11 protein-coding genes and 1 riboswitch are annotated in these 13,978 nt (G+C 72.6%); of the genes, 2 read left to right on the forward strand and 9 right to left on the reverse strand.

Annotation, left to right across the window (positions count from 1 at the left end; translation table 11 throughout):
• Positions 1–5: 5 nt before the first annotated feature.
• The 3 genes from ACGFZS_RS02410 to ACGFZS_RS02420 form a co-directional block, all read right to left on the reverse strand.
• The gene (locus ACGFZS_RS02410; protein ID WP_393793545.1) at positions 6–455 is read right to left on the reverse strand and encodes a hypothetical protein; all 450 of its coding nucleotides are present in this window, start codon (positions 453–455) and stop codon (positions 6–8) included.
• Positions 452–3,568 carry a DNRLRE domain-containing protein gene (locus tag ACGFZS_RS02415; protein WP_393794106.1) on the reverse strand — a complete coding sequence of 1,039 codons (3,117 nt, stop codon included), beginning with the start codon at positions 3,566–3,568 and terminating at the stop codon, positions 452–454. The genes ACGFZS_RS02410 and ACGFZS_RS02415 overlap by 4 nt, the downstream gene beginning before the upstream one ends.
• Positions 3,569–3,911: 343 nt before the next feature.
• A complete protein-coding gene (locus ACGFZS_RS02420; RefSeq protein WP_393793546.1) occupies positions 3,912–5,081 on the reverse strand; it encodes a steroid 3-ketoacyl-CoA thiolase in 1,170 nt (389 codons plus the stop codon).
• 273 nt (positions 5,082–5,354) lie between these two features.
• On the opposite strand from ACGFZS_RS02420, the gene ACGFZS_RS02425 reads away from it, so the two are divergent.
• Positions 5,355–6,596, forward strand: a complete 1,242-nt coding sequence (locus ACGFZS_RS02425; RefSeq protein ID WP_365690350.1) for a cytochrome P450 — start codon at positions 5,355–5,357, stop codon at positions 6,594–6,596.
• Between the two features lie 121 nt (positions 6,597–6,717).
• Here ACGFZS_RS02425 and ACGFZS_RS02430 read toward each other — a convergent pair whose 3' ends face one another.
• The 6 genes from ACGFZS_RS02430 to ACGFZS_RS02455 form a co-directional block, all read right to left on the reverse strand.
• Entirely contained in the window at positions 6,718–7,131 is a 414-nt protein-coding gene (locus ACGFZS_RS02430; protein WP_355712995.1) for a transglycosylase SLT domain-containing protein, read from the reverse strand.
• 336 nt (positions 7,132–7,467) lie between these two features.
• A complete protein-coding gene (locus ACGFZS_RS02435) occupies positions 7,468–8,277 on the reverse strand; it encodes an ECF transporter S component (RefSeq protein ID WP_393793547.1) in 810 nt (269 codons plus the stop codon).
• On the reverse strand, positions 8,274–9,944 hold the full coding sequence (locus ACGFZS_RS02440) for an ABC transporter ATP-binding protein (protein WP_393793548.1): 1,671 nt from the start codon (positions 9,942–9,944) through the stop codon (positions 8,274–8,276). The genes ACGFZS_RS02435 and ACGFZS_RS02440 overlap by 4 nt, the downstream gene beginning before the upstream one ends.
• On the reverse strand, positions 9,941–11,086 hold the full coding sequence (locus ACGFZS_RS02445; RefSeq protein ID WP_393793549.1) for a CbiQ family ECF transporter T component: 1,146 nt from the start codon (positions 11,084–11,086) through the stop codon (positions 9,941–9,943). The genes ACGFZS_RS02440 and ACGFZS_RS02445 overlap by 4 nt, the downstream gene beginning before the upstream one ends.
• A gap of 115 nt (positions 11,087–11,201) precedes the next feature.
• A complete protein-coding gene (locus ACGFZS_RS02450) occupies positions 11,202–11,816 on the reverse strand; it encodes an SCO2322 family protein (RefSeq protein ID WP_393793550.1) in 615 nt (204 codons plus the stop codon).
• The gene (locus ACGFZS_RS02455) at positions 11,813–13,030 is read right to left on the reverse strand and encodes a prenyltransferase/squalene oxidase repeat-containing protein (protein ID WP_393793551.1); all 1,218 of its coding nucleotides are present in this window, start codon (positions 13,028–13,030) and stop codon (positions 11,813–11,815) included. Before ACGFZS_RS02455 ends, ACGFZS_RS02450 begins: the two co-directional genes overlap by 4 nt.
• Positions 13,031–13,139: 109 nt before the next feature.
• A riboswitch (cobalamin riboswitch) is annotated at positions 13,140–13,269 on the reverse strand.
• A 55-nt stretch (positions 13,270–13,324) separates the two neighbouring features.
• Between ACGFZS_RS02455 and ACGFZS_RS02460 the strand changes: the two genes are divergently transcribed.
• Entirely contained in the window at positions 13,325–13,978 is a 654-nt protein-coding gene (locus ACGFZS_RS02460) for a phosphotransferase family protein (RefSeq protein ID WP_393793552.1), read from the forward strand.

Genomic DNA, 13,978 nt, shown 5'->3' on the forward strand with positions numbered 1-13,978 from the left:
GGCCGTCACAGCCGCCGCATGGCCTCCCGGCCGGTGACGGCGAGGACGTACCCCGCCCCGGCGAGCGCGGCGCATTCGGCGATCAGGTACAGCGGCAGACCGCCGGCCGCGTCCCGCACCAGGCTCATCACCGCATAGAGCGCCGCGGCCGCCTGGAGCAGTGCCGCGGCGGCCAGGCCGGCCGCGACGAGCCGGCCCGGGAACCGCCCGGCCACGCGGTCGAAGGCGAGCACGGCGGAGTTCCAGACCAGCACGAGCAGCGACGCCAGCACCACGCCGTAGAACAGCATGCCGGGCCCCGCGGATCCGCAGTCCTGGTCGAGGTTGCGGCCGTCCGCCTGGTCGAAGTCGCAGACAGCGGTGGCGAATCCGCTGATGAACCAGGTGACCGCGCCCAGCACCAGGCACTCCAACAGGGCCACCGCGGCCGCGAAGCGGCGGTGTACGAGGCTCATCCGCTGGTCCCCTGCACGAGCGAACCGTTCTTGATGACCCAGAGGGCGCCGCCCGTCGCCTTGTTGCGGCACTTCAGGCGGACCTTGGTGTAGGGCTTGTCGGCGCCCTTGTAGGACCGGCCGACGATCCGGCCGATCTTGTTGTTGCGCAAGTCCATCTCCTTGTCGTTCCCCTTGGACGTCGCCTCGTGGTTGGTGGCGATCGCGTAGGCGTAGTCGCTGCCCACCGCGTTGCTGAGGACCATGCGGGCGTTCCAGTAGCAGTGCCGGAAGGCGTCACCCGTTCCGAGGTAGACGGAACTCTCCTTCCAGTAACCGTCCTTGGCGTACTCCCTGGTCTTGTTGAGGGCATGCTGGCCGTGGTAGCCGTACGCCGCGATGCACGCCGACTTGTGGCCGCTGTCCTTCGTGCACCACTTGTACTCGGTGTTGTTGAGGTCCGCCCCGTAGAAGTCGGGGTCGAGGAGCACCGGATAGGTCACGTCGGTACCGGCCTGCGGCGCGAGGGCCACGGTCACGACGTTGCCGTCCGCCGTGAGGGTCACGGGGATCTCGTCACCGTCGGCGTCCCGGGCGGCCGGGGCGTCGATCATGACGGCGACGTCGGAGTCCGCGCTCTGGACGACGAGGCTGCCGCCGTCGGTCCCGGAGATGGTCTGCCCGGTGGCGAGCGCCACGGTGTAGCTGTACGACGCCGGGGCCGCCGCGGAGCGCAGCAGGTGGAAGGTCTCCACGCTGTTCTCGTCGGTGCGTACGGCGAGCGTGTCCGAGTCGGTCTGGGTGTTCGGGTAGACGACGAGGCTGGTGCCGTACAGGGAGGCCGCCGAGCCCGCGGCGTCCGGCAGGGCGATCGAGGCGGCGGCGGTGCCGGTCGCGTCCGTCGCGGTCACCGATCCGGTGGCGTCGTCGGGCAGCGCCAGGGTGGGGCTCGCGGCGGCCGAGTCCTCGTCCTCGGTCACCTCGGCGAGTTCCTCCTCGGTGAAGTCGGCGGGCGCCGTGTCCTCGTCGACCTCGGTGACGTCGTCGAGGGTGACGTCCTCGTCGGCCTCCTCGGCCTCGGCGACGGCCGCCGCGTGGAGCACGTCCGAGAAGTGCGTCTCGGCGACCTCGGCGGCGAAGTCCGCGGTTGCCGTGCCGCTCAACTGCCCGACGTAGAAGGTGTACTCGGCGGTCTCCGACCAGGTGCCGGCCGCGTTCTGGACCCGGGCCGTCAGCGTGTGCACCCCTCGGTCCGAGGGCGTCAGCGAGACCGTCTTCCGGCCGGAGGAGAGGGCGGCGGTGACGGCGGTGCCGCCGTCGAGGGCGTACTCCACCGTCGGCGCGGTGGTGGCCGTCGTGGTGAAGGTGAAGTCGCCGGACGTGCCCGCGTCACCGTGCCAGCCGCCGTCGCCCGGATAGGCGGTGGAGGAGACGGTGGGTGCGGCCGGTGTGCTGGTGTCCACGGTGAGGGTGCGCCAGCCGCTGACGGCGGAGGAGTCGCTGCCGTCGTAGGAGAGGGCCCGCCACTTGTAGGTGCCCGCCGCGAGTGCGGCCGGGGACCAGGTGAAGGTGGAGCCGGACGCCTTGTAGGCCGTGGTGCCGGAGGTGACCTGGGTGGTGCCGGCCGCGTCGTACACCTGGAAGGTGACCCGTACGGACTGGCTGTCGCCGTCCGTCGCCCTGGCGCTCAGTTCGGGTGTGGTGTCCGCGGTGTAGGAGCCCGTGGCCGGTGCGACGAGGGTCGGGGTGGCCGGGACCGTGTTGTAGGTGACGGACAGCTTGGGTGCCTTGCTGGTGTCCGAGTAGTTCGCGGAGCGGTAGCGGCGCCAGGTCGTGGAGTCGGTCTCGCTCTTGCCGCGCACCTCCACGCCGTAGTTGGGCTCGCCGTCCTCGACCCAGGCCTGCACGATGCCGCCGATCTGCCAGGTCTGCCGGGCGGCCGGGCAGTCACTGGAGTAGCCGAACGCCTCGGTGCTGGTCTTGGCGCCGGTCGCGGTCGACGCCGGCTTGGTGTCCCAGGTCACCGTGGAGGAGTCCCAGGAGCCGGTGATCCGCCGGACCTGCACCCCGGCCCCGCTCGTCGAGCAGGTGGACGAGTAGTAGCTGTGCATCGACAGGTACGCCGTCTTGATCTCCTTGCCGGCGAACTGCGAGACGTCGAACTTGAGATACGACCGGGCCACCGTGCTGCCGCTGTTGTACGTGCCCGCTTTGAGCTCCGTGGAAGAGCGCTGGGAGTCCGTGTAGTTGGTGGCGAGCCAGGTGTCGGTGGTCACCGCCAGCGAGGCGATGGGGTCCAGGGTGACCGGGTAGGTCAGCTCGGGGTCGGACAGGAACTCCTGGTCCGGGGTGAGGACGAGGACGGTGCCGCCGTCCGCCTCCGTCTCCACGGAGGTGGTGATCTCCTCCTGGTGCGCGGACTCCCCGGATGCCGGGTCGGTGGAGGAGTCCCACATGTGCGGCGCGGAGGCCTCGGCGACCACGGTGCCGCCGGTGTCGTGCAGCAACAGGTGCCCCGAACCCGCGTCCTGAGTGAGCGTCAGGCCCTTGAGGTCCAGCGGGATGCGGTACGACGTCACCGCGTCGGGCGCCTTGTCCAGCAGGATCGACTGCTCGAACCCCTGGGCGAGCGCCTGGACGGTGAGCGTGACGCCGTGGCCCAGGTCGTAGGCGGCCGTGTCACCGTCGACGTCCGGCGCGGGCAGGGTGCTCTGCCAGTCCATGCCGAACGAGGTTCCGGCGCCGTCGCCCACCGAGACGAGGTCCTTGTCGCCGCCGTCGGAGACCTCGACCTCGGCCGGTGCGGTCTCCGGCTCCAGCGTGGTCCCGGTGTCCACCAGGTCGGTGTCGATGCCCTTCCAGGACCCGTCGTCCTGGCGGACCCGGATCGGCCCGGCGTAGGACTCCGTAGTCAGGGTGCCGTCGGGGTTGGCGTAGGTCGAGGTGTCCTCGGTGCGGTCGGCCAGCACCTGGATCCGCCGGCCCTGGAGGACCGCCTGCAGCCGTGCCGCGGCCTCGGTCGCGGCGGTCGCCGGCCGTGCTGCCACTGCCTCCGTGTCCTGGGGCTCCGTGTCCTGGGGCGAGGCCGAGACGGTCGCGCCCGCGCTCAGGAGCGAGGTGGCGACGAGTGTCATCGCCACGGTCCCGACTCCCGCGCGCAGCGCCGACGGTCTCGGTACGCGTCTCTGTCCCGTCTTTCCTGTCTTTCCCGTCTGTCTCATGTCCGCCCTCGGTCGCATGGATATATCTATGAGCGCGACAGAGAATCCGGCGATCATGAACATTGGGTGACGGTGAACGGGACTCGCCGGCGACTCGAATCCCAGGTCCGTACCGGGTTGTCGTACAGATTGGGCAAAATCGCTTGCCGTCGACCGCAGCCTGTGAGGGGACCATGGGCTTCCGGTCCGCGAGGCGGGCATACCGCTCAAGTGGAGCGCCGGTCACCGATATGGAATCGTGACCGGCGCAACTCGCCTACAGCCGCTGGATGATCGTGCCGGTCGCCAGGCCGCCGCCCGCGCACATGGTGACCAGGGCGAACTCCTTGTCCGTGCGCTCCAGTTCGTGGAGGGCGGTGGTGATGAGGCGGGCGCCGGTGGAGCCGACGGGGTGGCCGAGGGCGATGGCGCCGCCGTTGACGTTGACCTTGTCGAGGTTCTGCTCGAAGACCTGGGCCCAGCTCAGGACCACGGACGCGAAGGCCTCGTTGATCTCGACCAGGTCGATGTCCTTGAGGGACATGCCGGCCTTGCCGAGCACCGCGCGGGTCGCGTCGATCGGGCCGTCGAGGTGGAAGTGCGGGTCGGCGCCGACCAGGGCCTGGGCGACGATCCGGGCCCGGGGGCGGAGTTTCAGGGCACGGGCCATCCGCTTCGACGCCCACATGATCGCGGCGGCGCCGTCGGAGATCTGGGAGGAGTTGCCGGCCGTGTGGACGGCGGTGGGCATGACCGGCTTGAGGCCCGCCAGCGCCTCGGCCGACGTGTCCCGCAGCCCCTCGTCCCGGTCGACCAGGCGCCACATGCCCTGCCCCGCGTGCTGCTCCTCCTCCGTCGTCGGCACCTGGACGGCGAAGGTCTCCCGCTTGAAGCGTTCCTCGGCCCAGGCGTGCGCCGCCCGTTCCTGCGAGAGCAGCCCGAGCGCGTCGACGTCCGCGCGGGTCAGGCCCCGGTTGCGGGCGATGCGCTCGGCGGCCTCGAACTGGTTGGGCAGGTCGACGTTCCACTCGTCGGGGAAGGGCTTGCCCGGCCCGTGCTTGGAGCCGGAGCCCAGCGGTACGCGGGACATCGCCTCGACCCCGCAGCTGATCCCGACGTCGATGACCCCGGCGGCGATCATGTTGGCGGTCATGTGCGAGGCCTGCTGGGAGGAGCCGCACTGGCAGTCGACGGTCGTCGCCGCCGTCTCGTACGGCAGCCCCATGGCCAGCCAGGCCGTGCGCGCGGGGTTCATGGACTGCTCGCCGGCGTGGGTCACCGTGCCGCCGACGATCTGCTCGACGCAGTCGGCGGGGATGCCGGTGCGGCCGAGGAGTTCTCGGTAGGTCTCGCCCAGGAGATAGGCGGGATGGAGGTTGGCGAGCGCGCCACCGCGCTTGCCGATGGGGGTGCGTACGGCTTCGACGATCACGGGTTCCGCGGCCATGGGGGCTCGGTCCTCTCCTCGGTCACCCGCGCGGCGCAGGGGCGTCCCGGCCCGGCCCGCCACGCAGAACTAGAACGCGTACTAGTTCTGTGTGCAGTCTGCTGACAGCCTGTCCACAACCGCAAGGGGGTTGCATGCAATTGGAGCGCCCGTGCCCCTTGCGACTTGTAGAACCCGTTATTACCTTCGCGGCAGCCGACCTTTCTGATGGGTCGTCAGAACCGAAGTCCAGAACGCATGCCCAGGCCCGTACACGGTGGGAGTGAGTCGCCAATGCCCTGTCCCGCGCTGCCCGACGGGTTCGACCTCACCGACCCCGATCTGCTCCACCACCGGGTGCCGCTCCCGGAGTTCGCCGAACTGCGCCAGGCGGAACCGGTCCGCTGGATCGAACAGCCGCACGGCCTCGCCGGGTTCGCGGACGACGGCTACTGGGCCGTCACCCGGCACGCGGACGTCAAGTACGTCTCCACGCACCCCGAGATCTTCTCGTCCTGGCTCAACACGGCGATCATCCGCTTCGGCGAGCACATGCAGCGGGACGCGATCGACGCCCAGCGGCTGATCCTGCTCAACATGGACCCGCCCGAGCACACCCGGGTCCGCCAGATCATCCAGCGCGGCTTCACCCCGCGCTCCATCCGCGCCCTGGAGGAACGGCTGCGCAGCAGGGCCGGGGCGATCGTCGAGGCGGCCCGCGCCCACTCCGGACCCTTCGACTTCGTCACCGAGGTCGCCTGCGAGCTCCCCCTCCAGGCGATCGCCGAGCTGATCGGCATCCCGCAGGACGACCGGGCCAAGATCTTCGAGTGGTCCAACAAGATGATCTCGTACGACGACCCGGAGTACGCGATCACCGAGGAGGTGGGCGCCGAGTCCGCCACCGAACTGATCGCGTACGCGATGAACATGGCCGCCGACCGCAAGCAGTGCCCGGCCAAGGACATCGTCTCCACGCTGGTGGCGGCCGAGGACGAGGGCAACCTGAACTCCGACGAGTTCGGCTTCTTCGTGCTGATGCTCGCGGTGGCCGGCAACGAGACCACCCGCAACGCCATCACCCACGGCATGCACGCGTTCCTGACCCACCCGGATGCCTGGGACCTCTACAAGCGCGAGCGCCCGGCGACCGCCGCCGAGGAGATCGTCCGCTGGGCCACCCCGGTCAACTCGTTCCAGCGCACCGCCACCCAGGACACCGAACTGGGCGGCAAGCTGATCCGCAAGGGCGACCGGGTCGGCGTCTTCTACGCCTCCGCCAACCACGACCCCGAGGTCTTCACCGACCCCGACACCTTCGACATCACCCGCGACCCCAACCCCCACCTCGGCTTCGGCGGCGGCGGCCCGCACTACTGCCTCGGCAAGTCCCTGGCCGTCCTGGAGATCGACCTGATCTTCAACGCCATCGCCGACGCGATGCCGGACCTGCGGCTGGTCAGCGACCCGGACCGGCTCCGCTCGGCGTGGATCAACGGGGTGAAGCACCTCCAGGTCACCACGGAACGGCCGTAGTCCCCTCCGAACCCGGGCCGACGGCTCCCGGCGCCGCCGGCCCGTCCGGGCATACGTCGGCACCCTCGCCCAGAGGAAACGGGCGAGGGTGCCGGAAGCGCAGGGGGGCTGGTCGGGCGGCTCAGTACCAGCCGTTGGCCTGCCAGAAGCTCCAGGCGGCCGTGGGGCTGCCGTAGCGGGAGTTCATGTAGTCCAGACCCCACTTGATCTGGGTGGCCGGGTTGGTCTTCCAGTCGGAGCCGGCGGACGCCATCTTCGAGCCGGGCAGGGCCTGGACCAGGCCGTAGGCGCCGGAGGACGAGTTGGTCGCGGAGGGGTTCCAGCCGCTCTCGTGCGAGACGATCTTGCTGAACGCGTTGAACTGCGCGGCGTCCGGAATCATCTTGTGCGCGATCGCCTGGGCGGAGGAGGCCGAGGTGGTGGCGGCCTGGGCGGGCGCCGCACTCAGTGCCATACCGGCGGTGGCGGCGGCCACGGCGGCGGCGGTGAGGACCTTCTTCGGGGAGGCGATGCGGCGGATGATGGACACGGACACGGAGAACCTCGTTCGTCGGGGACAGGAAGTCGCCGTGCTCCGGAATCCCGTGGGACGGGTGTCCGTATGCGTCGGCGCCGCGGCCCGCTGTGGGCTCGTGGCGCCTGGCGACGTCATCCAGACAAGCAGGCCGGAACCCTGCCCGCAATCACCCCTTTTACTAGTTGTGGTCGTATAGGCGCCGATGGTCCGTTGTGTGGCGTGGCTCTCAATGTGCAGGTCAGGAGGCCTGGCGAATCGGACATATGGGAAAAGTCTGACCACTACTCCGGATCGTAGGTGACCTGCGTCATGTGGGGTGCTTCACCGGTCGCGTCACCGCGCGCGTACGACGCCTCACGCCCCGGGGCCGTCGAATGTGACCGCGGTCTCGAAAGCGGCCCTGCGGGTCGCCCGCCGCAGCGCCCGCAGCAGCGCCGGACCGAGCACCAGGGTGAGGACGACCGTGCACAGGGCCCGGCCCAGGTTCCAGCCCATGGCGGTGGCCAGGCTGTAGGCGAGGAACCGGGCCAGGTTGGCGGCGGGCCCGGCGTCCGGGTCGAAGGCGATGTTCGAGGCGGTACCGCTCAGCAGCGGCCAGCCCGCCAGGTCCACGGTCATGCCGTACGCGAAGGCGGCCACGAAGCCGTAGACCGCCAGCAGCGCCAGCTCCGCCCGTCCGCGCAGCCGTCCGGCGCCCGGCAGCAGCCCGGCCCCCATCGTGAACCAGCCCATCGCCAGCATCTGGAACGGCAGCCAGGGCCCCACCCCGCCCGTGAGCAGCGCGGACGCGAACATCGTGAGCGAGCCGAGGGTGAACCCGAAGCCCGGCCCGAGCACCCGCCCGCTCAGCACCATCAGGAAGAACATCGGCTCGATCCCGGCGGTGCCCGCGCCGATCGGCCGCAGCGCCGCCCCGGTCGCGGCCAGCACGCCGAGCATGGCCACCGCCTTCGGGCCGAGCCCCGACTCGGAGATCGTCGCCCCGAGCACGGCGACCAGCAGCACCAGCAGACCCGCGAAGAGCCACGGCGCGTCCTGGGCGTGCGAGGCGATCCGGGAGGAGGGCGGGGCGAGGAAGGGCCAGCCGATCGCGACCACACCGACCGCGCTGACCAGGAGCAGCGCCGCGAGCGAGCGGGGACCGAGCCGCACCGCGTCCGTCATGCCAGCGCCTCCCTCACCTGGGCCGCCGTGAGCCACCGCTGCGGCGCCAGGATCTTCGTCACCTGCGGGGCGAAGGACGGCGAGGAGACGACGATCTCGTCCGTCGGCCCGTCCGCGATCACCTCCCCGTCCGCGAGCAGCACCACCCGGTGCGCGAGCTCGGCGGCCAGCTCCACGTCGTGCGTGGCCAGCACGATGGCGTGCCCGTCCGCCGCGAGCCCGCGCACCACGTCCACCAGCCGGGCCTTCGCCGCGTAGTCCAGGCCCCGGGTCGGCTCGTCGAGCAGGAGCAGCGGCGGCCGGGCGGTCAGGACGACGGCCAGCGCGAGCGCCAGCCGCTGCCCCTCGGACAGGTCACGGGGGTGGGTGCCGTCCGCGACCCCGGGAAGCAGGCCGGACACCAGGCCCCGGCAGGTCCCGGGCGCCGCCCCCGCGTCCCGGTCGGCGGCCGCGCACTCGGCGCCCACCGTGTCGGCGTACAGCAGGTCCCGGGGCTCCTGCGGGACCAGCCCGACCAGGCGTACGAGGTCGCGCGGGCGTGTGCGATGCGGCACCGCGCCACCCACCCGGACCGTGCCGGAGCCCGGTGCGACAAGGCCGACCAGGGCGTTCAGAAGGGTCGACTTCCCGGCGCCGTTGCGGCCCATGAGGGCCACGGTCTCGCCGGGGGCGACCGAGAGATCGACGTGCCGCAGAGCATCCACCCGGTCCCGGCGGACGGCGAGCGAGCGGACCTCGGCGAGGGCGTCGGCGCGGGACGCCCGGGGCTGCGGCGCCGATGTCGCTGCCGATACCGATACCGATACCGATACCGATACCGACACCGAAGCCGCTGCCCGTGTCGGTGTGCGCCCGGCGAGGCGCTCGCGCAGCCCGCCCGCCTGCCGCCGGGCGTCCCGCACGGTCATCGGCAGCGGCGACCACCCCGCCAGCCGCCCCAGCTCCACCACCGGTGGGCATACCGGCGAGACGGCCATCACCTCGGCGGGCGTCCCGCACACCGGCGCCGCCCCGGGCTCCGGGAGCAGCACGATCCGGTCGGCGTACTGCACCACCCGCTCCAGCCGGTGCTCGGCCATGAAGACCGTGGTCCCCAGGTCGTGCACCAGCCGCTGGAGGACGGCCAGCACCTCCTCGGCGGCGGCCGGGTCGAGCGCGGAGGTCGGTTCGTCGAGGACCAGGACCCGGGGGTGCGGGGTGAGCACCGAACCGATCGCGACCCGCTGCCGCTGCCCGCCCGAGAGCGTGGCGATCGACCGGCCCCGCAGCTCGGCCAGCCCGAGCAGATCGAGGGTCTCCTCCACCCGCCGCCGCATCACGGCCGGGGCGATCCCCAACGACTCCATCCCGTAGGCGAGTTCCTCCTCCACCGTGTCGGTCACGAAGTGCGCGAGCGGATCCTGCCCCACCGTGCCGACCACATCGGCGAGTTCGCGCGGCTTGTGGGTACGGGTGTCGCGCCCCGCGACCGTCACCCGGCCGCGCAGGGTGCCCCCGGTGAAGTGCGGCACCAGCCCGCTCACGGCGCCCAGCACCGTCGACTTCCCGGTGCCCGACGGCCCCACCAGCAGCACGAGTTCGCCTTCCGGAACGTCGAGGTCGACGCCCCGGACGGCCGGCCCGGCCGCGCCCTCGTACGTCACCGAGACATCCTCGAAACGGATCACGACGGCTCCTTCGGCACGACGAACGCGGGCAGCAGACCCAGCAGCACGGCGGCCGCCGGCCACAGCGGAAGCGTGGGGGCGACCAGCGGTACGACCCCGGGACGCAGCGCGTCCGGATCGCGTACGGCGGCCACGGCGATCAGCGCGGCGACGGCCGCCCCCGCCCCCGACACCAGCCAGGCCCGCGCGTCCCACGGATCCGGCCGGTACCGCGTCCGCAGCGAACGCCGGCCGCCGAGCCGCAGCCCCGCCAGCGCGGCGACCACCCCGGCGAGCAGCACGGGCACCCCGTAGCCGCCGCCGTCGGCCGCCAGCAGCCCGTACGTCCCCGCGCAGACGCCCAGCAGACCCCCGAGAGTGAGCGCGGCCGTCGTACGCCGCACCCCGGCGGGGACGTCCGCGCTCCTGCCGTAACCCCGCGCGTCCATCGCGGCGGCGAGGGCGACCGACCGCTCCAACGCGCCCTCCAGCACCGGGAGTCCGACCTGCAGCAGCCCGCGGACCCCGGAGTCGGGACGGCCCCGCAGCCTGCGCGCCGCCCGCAACCGCCGGCCGTCGGCGATCAGGTTCGGCGCGAACGTCAGCGCGACGACCACCGCCACCCCCAGCTCGTACAGGGCCCCCGGCAGCGACTTCAGCAGCCGCGCCGGACTCGCGAGCGCGTTCGCCGCCCCGACGCAGATCAGCAGTGTGGCGATCCGCAGCCCGTCGTACAGCGAGAAGACCACCCCCTCGGCGGTGACCCGCCCGCCGAGCCGGATGCCCTGCGCCCAGTGCGGGAGCGGGACTTCGGGAAGGGTGACGAGGGTGTGCGAACCGGGGATCGGCGAGCCGAGGACGACGGTGAACGCGAGGCGCACGAGAAGGACGGCGAGGGCCAGCTTGGCGAAACCCGCGTAGGAGCCGGCCCACGGCGCGGACCGGCTCCGGCAGACGGCCACGACGTAACCGGTCACGCTGATGAGAAGGGCGAGCAGGAGGGGGTTGGCGGTACGGGACGCGGCGACCCCGAGCGAGAGCGACCAGAGCCACCAGGCGCCGGGGTGGAGGGTGTGGGTTCGTCGGTCCGGGCGCAGGGGTTGGGCCGCTCGCCCGCGCTTGCGGGGTGCCGCCTGCGCCCACCCGTGCCGCCCCAGCGGCACGACTGCCCGCAGGCTGAGTGGGTGACTCTGCGGCGAGCGGCGCGGATTCCTACCCAGGGGCGCGGGGAACTGCGGGACCAGCCCCCACCCGCCCGCAGCCGAGCGACTGCCTCGCTCACGCATTCTTCCGCCGCCGCGCCTGCCAGAACGCCCCCACGGCAAGGACCGCGACAACTCCCGCACCGGCCAGCAGCCCCACCGACGGCCCGCCGCCCGACGTACCACTCGCCGCCGCCTTCTCCCCGCACCCCTTCTCGGGATACCCGGCGATCGCACACAACAACGCGTTCGCGTCGTACCGCAACGGCTTCGCCACCGCCGCCAGCGCCTCCGCCGTCGTCGCGTCCGTGGCCACCACCGCGCACGCGGTCCGGCGCGCGGGCGGGCGCTCCCCGGACGGCGCGTCGGCCGTCGTACCGAAGTCGACGACCAGCCCCACCCGCTTCTTCCCCGCGACGGCGTCCGTGCCGCCGCAGATGCTTCCGAAGTCCGCCGTCCCGCGCGGCTGCGACGCGTCCGCGGAGTCCTCGCTCACCGCGAACCGGAAACCCTCGACGGAGCCGTCGGCGGGCCGCGCGGTGGAGGGCCCCTGCGTGGCGTACGTCCAGCGCGAGCCGTCCCGCTCCCAGAAGGACCAGTAGCGGTACCCGACGGCCTGCGCCGGAACGGCGACCGCGCACAGCGCCACCACGGCCACGAGCAGCAGCACCGCACGGCGGACGGCGGTCACAGCTGCTGCTTCCGGCGGCCGCTGAGCAGGAAGCCGATGCCGATCCCGGCGACGAGACCCGTGCCGACGATCCACCAGACATTGGTGCCCGACGACTTCTTCGCGTCGTTCTTCTCCTCGGCGTGCCCGGTGGCGGCCGTCCGGGGGGCGGGCCCGGTCGCGTTGAGGGCCGTCACCAGGTCCGTGCCGCCGAAGTCCCGCGGGTCCTTGCCCATCGCGTGGGCGGCGAAGACCAGTTCGGCGTAGGCCGCGGGCCCGCTCTGCCGCGCCCACCGCACGGAGTTCGCCTCCAGCCAGGCGTACGGCTTCTTCGCGGTCCGCGTCCCGCCCTGCGCGGCCAGGGCGACGACCGCGTCGGCGGTGTTGCCGTAGTCCGGCTGGGGCTTGGCACCGGCGAGCGCGGAGACCAGGTAGCCCTTCCCGGCCACGGCGTCCGAGAGGTACGCGGCGCCGTTGCGGGCGACCTCCTGCCGGGTGAGGGCCTTGCCGGAGTCGGCGCAGGCGTGGCCCTCCGCCGGGGCCTTCGCGGCCGTCGGCGCGAACCCCTTGCCGAGGGCGCCGAGCACCCCGGCGGCCGTCGCGTCCGCGTTGGCGGTCGGCTTGCCGTCCTTGCCCGGCTGGTAGGCGAGACCGCCGCCACCGTCCTGGCCGCACGGGACGGACCACGTGGCGAGGAGGCCGTACGGCGACTTGTCCGCGCTCGCCCCGGCCGCCGCGAGCGCGCCGACGACCACGCCGGTGGAGTTGGTGTCGCTGGGCGAGCCAGGGGCGTAGCCCCAGCCGCCGTCCTTGTTCTGCTGCGACTTCAGCCAGGTCACGGCCTTGCCGGCGGCGGCGTCGTGCCCGCCGACGGCCTTCAGCGCCTGTACCGCGGCGGCCGTGCTGTTGGTGTCGACGGTCACCTTGGCGTCGCAGGCCGCCGTCGGCTCGGCGCGGAACGCGGCGAATGCGCCGCTCGCGCACTGCTGCCCGGTCAGCCAGTCCACCGCCTTCGCGGCCGGGGTCACCCCGACCGTGCGCTGCGCGAGCAGGGCGAGCGACTGGCGCCAGACGCCGTCGAACGTGGGGTCCGCGCTGCCGTACAGGCCCGACGGGAGGACCGTGGAGGCGGACGGGGACGGGGTGTCGGCGGCCAGTGCGGCCGTGGCGGGCGTGGCGGCACCGATGACGGCGGTGGCGGCCAGCACCGCGGCGCTGCGGTGGAGGACGTTCATGGTCGGCGGGTGCCTCTTCCTGCGGGGGAGCCGGGCGGCACGGGACACCCCGGCGGCTCGGCTCCGTGAACCTCGACGGTGCCGTGCGCCGGCGGACACCGGCGCACCTGAGCCGATCAACGTCCCGGGCGGGGCAGTCCGGCTCACCGCCGACGGCGGTTCACGGTTGCGGGTCAGCGCCGGAATTGCACCGGCTTCCCCCCGTACGGGTGATGACGACCCGGCTACTTTACCGGCCGTCTACAAGAAGCTGAGAGGGGGCTGTGCGCGGGACCGGTTCGTTATGGTCATGCCATGACGGGGAGACTGCTCGGCTCGGGCCGCTCGGCCGACGTGTACGAGATCGACGAGGCGTGGGTGCTGCGCCGGGACCGCGAGGGCTGGGGGGACGCGGCGGCCGAGGGCGCGGTGATGACGTACGTACGGGAGCACGGGTACCCGGCGCCCCGGGTGCGGCCCTCCGGGTCCCGGACCGAGCTGGTCATGGAGCGGCTGGCGGGGCCGACCATGCTGGCGGTGCTGCTGTCGGGGGAGATGGGCCCCGAGGAGGGTGGCGCGCTGCTCGCCTCGCTGCTGCGGCGGCTGCACGCCGTGCCCGGGCGGGACCCGGCCGACCCCGGCGCCCGCGTGCTCCACCTCGACCTGCATCCGGACAACGTGATGCTTGCCCCCGACGGTCCCCGGGTCATCGACTGGACCAACGCGGAGGACGGCCCGCCCGGCCTCGACTGGGCCATGTCCGCGGTGATCCTCGCCCAGGTCGCCGTCGGCGAGATGCCGGACGTCCACCCCCTCCTCGCGGCCCTCCTCGCCGACCCGTCCGAACTCACCGAGGACGGACTGGCGGAGGCGCTCCGACGCCGCGCGCTCAACCCGACGATGAGCCGCCGGGAGGTCGAACTCCTCGGTGAGGCGGAGAAGTTGATCCGGCGACTGACCGGGCTGTAG

This window comes from Streptomyces sp. NPDC048288, assembly GCF_043201555.1.
GTDB lineage: Bacteria > Actinomycetota > Actinomycetes > Streptomycetales > Streptomycetaceae > Streptomyces.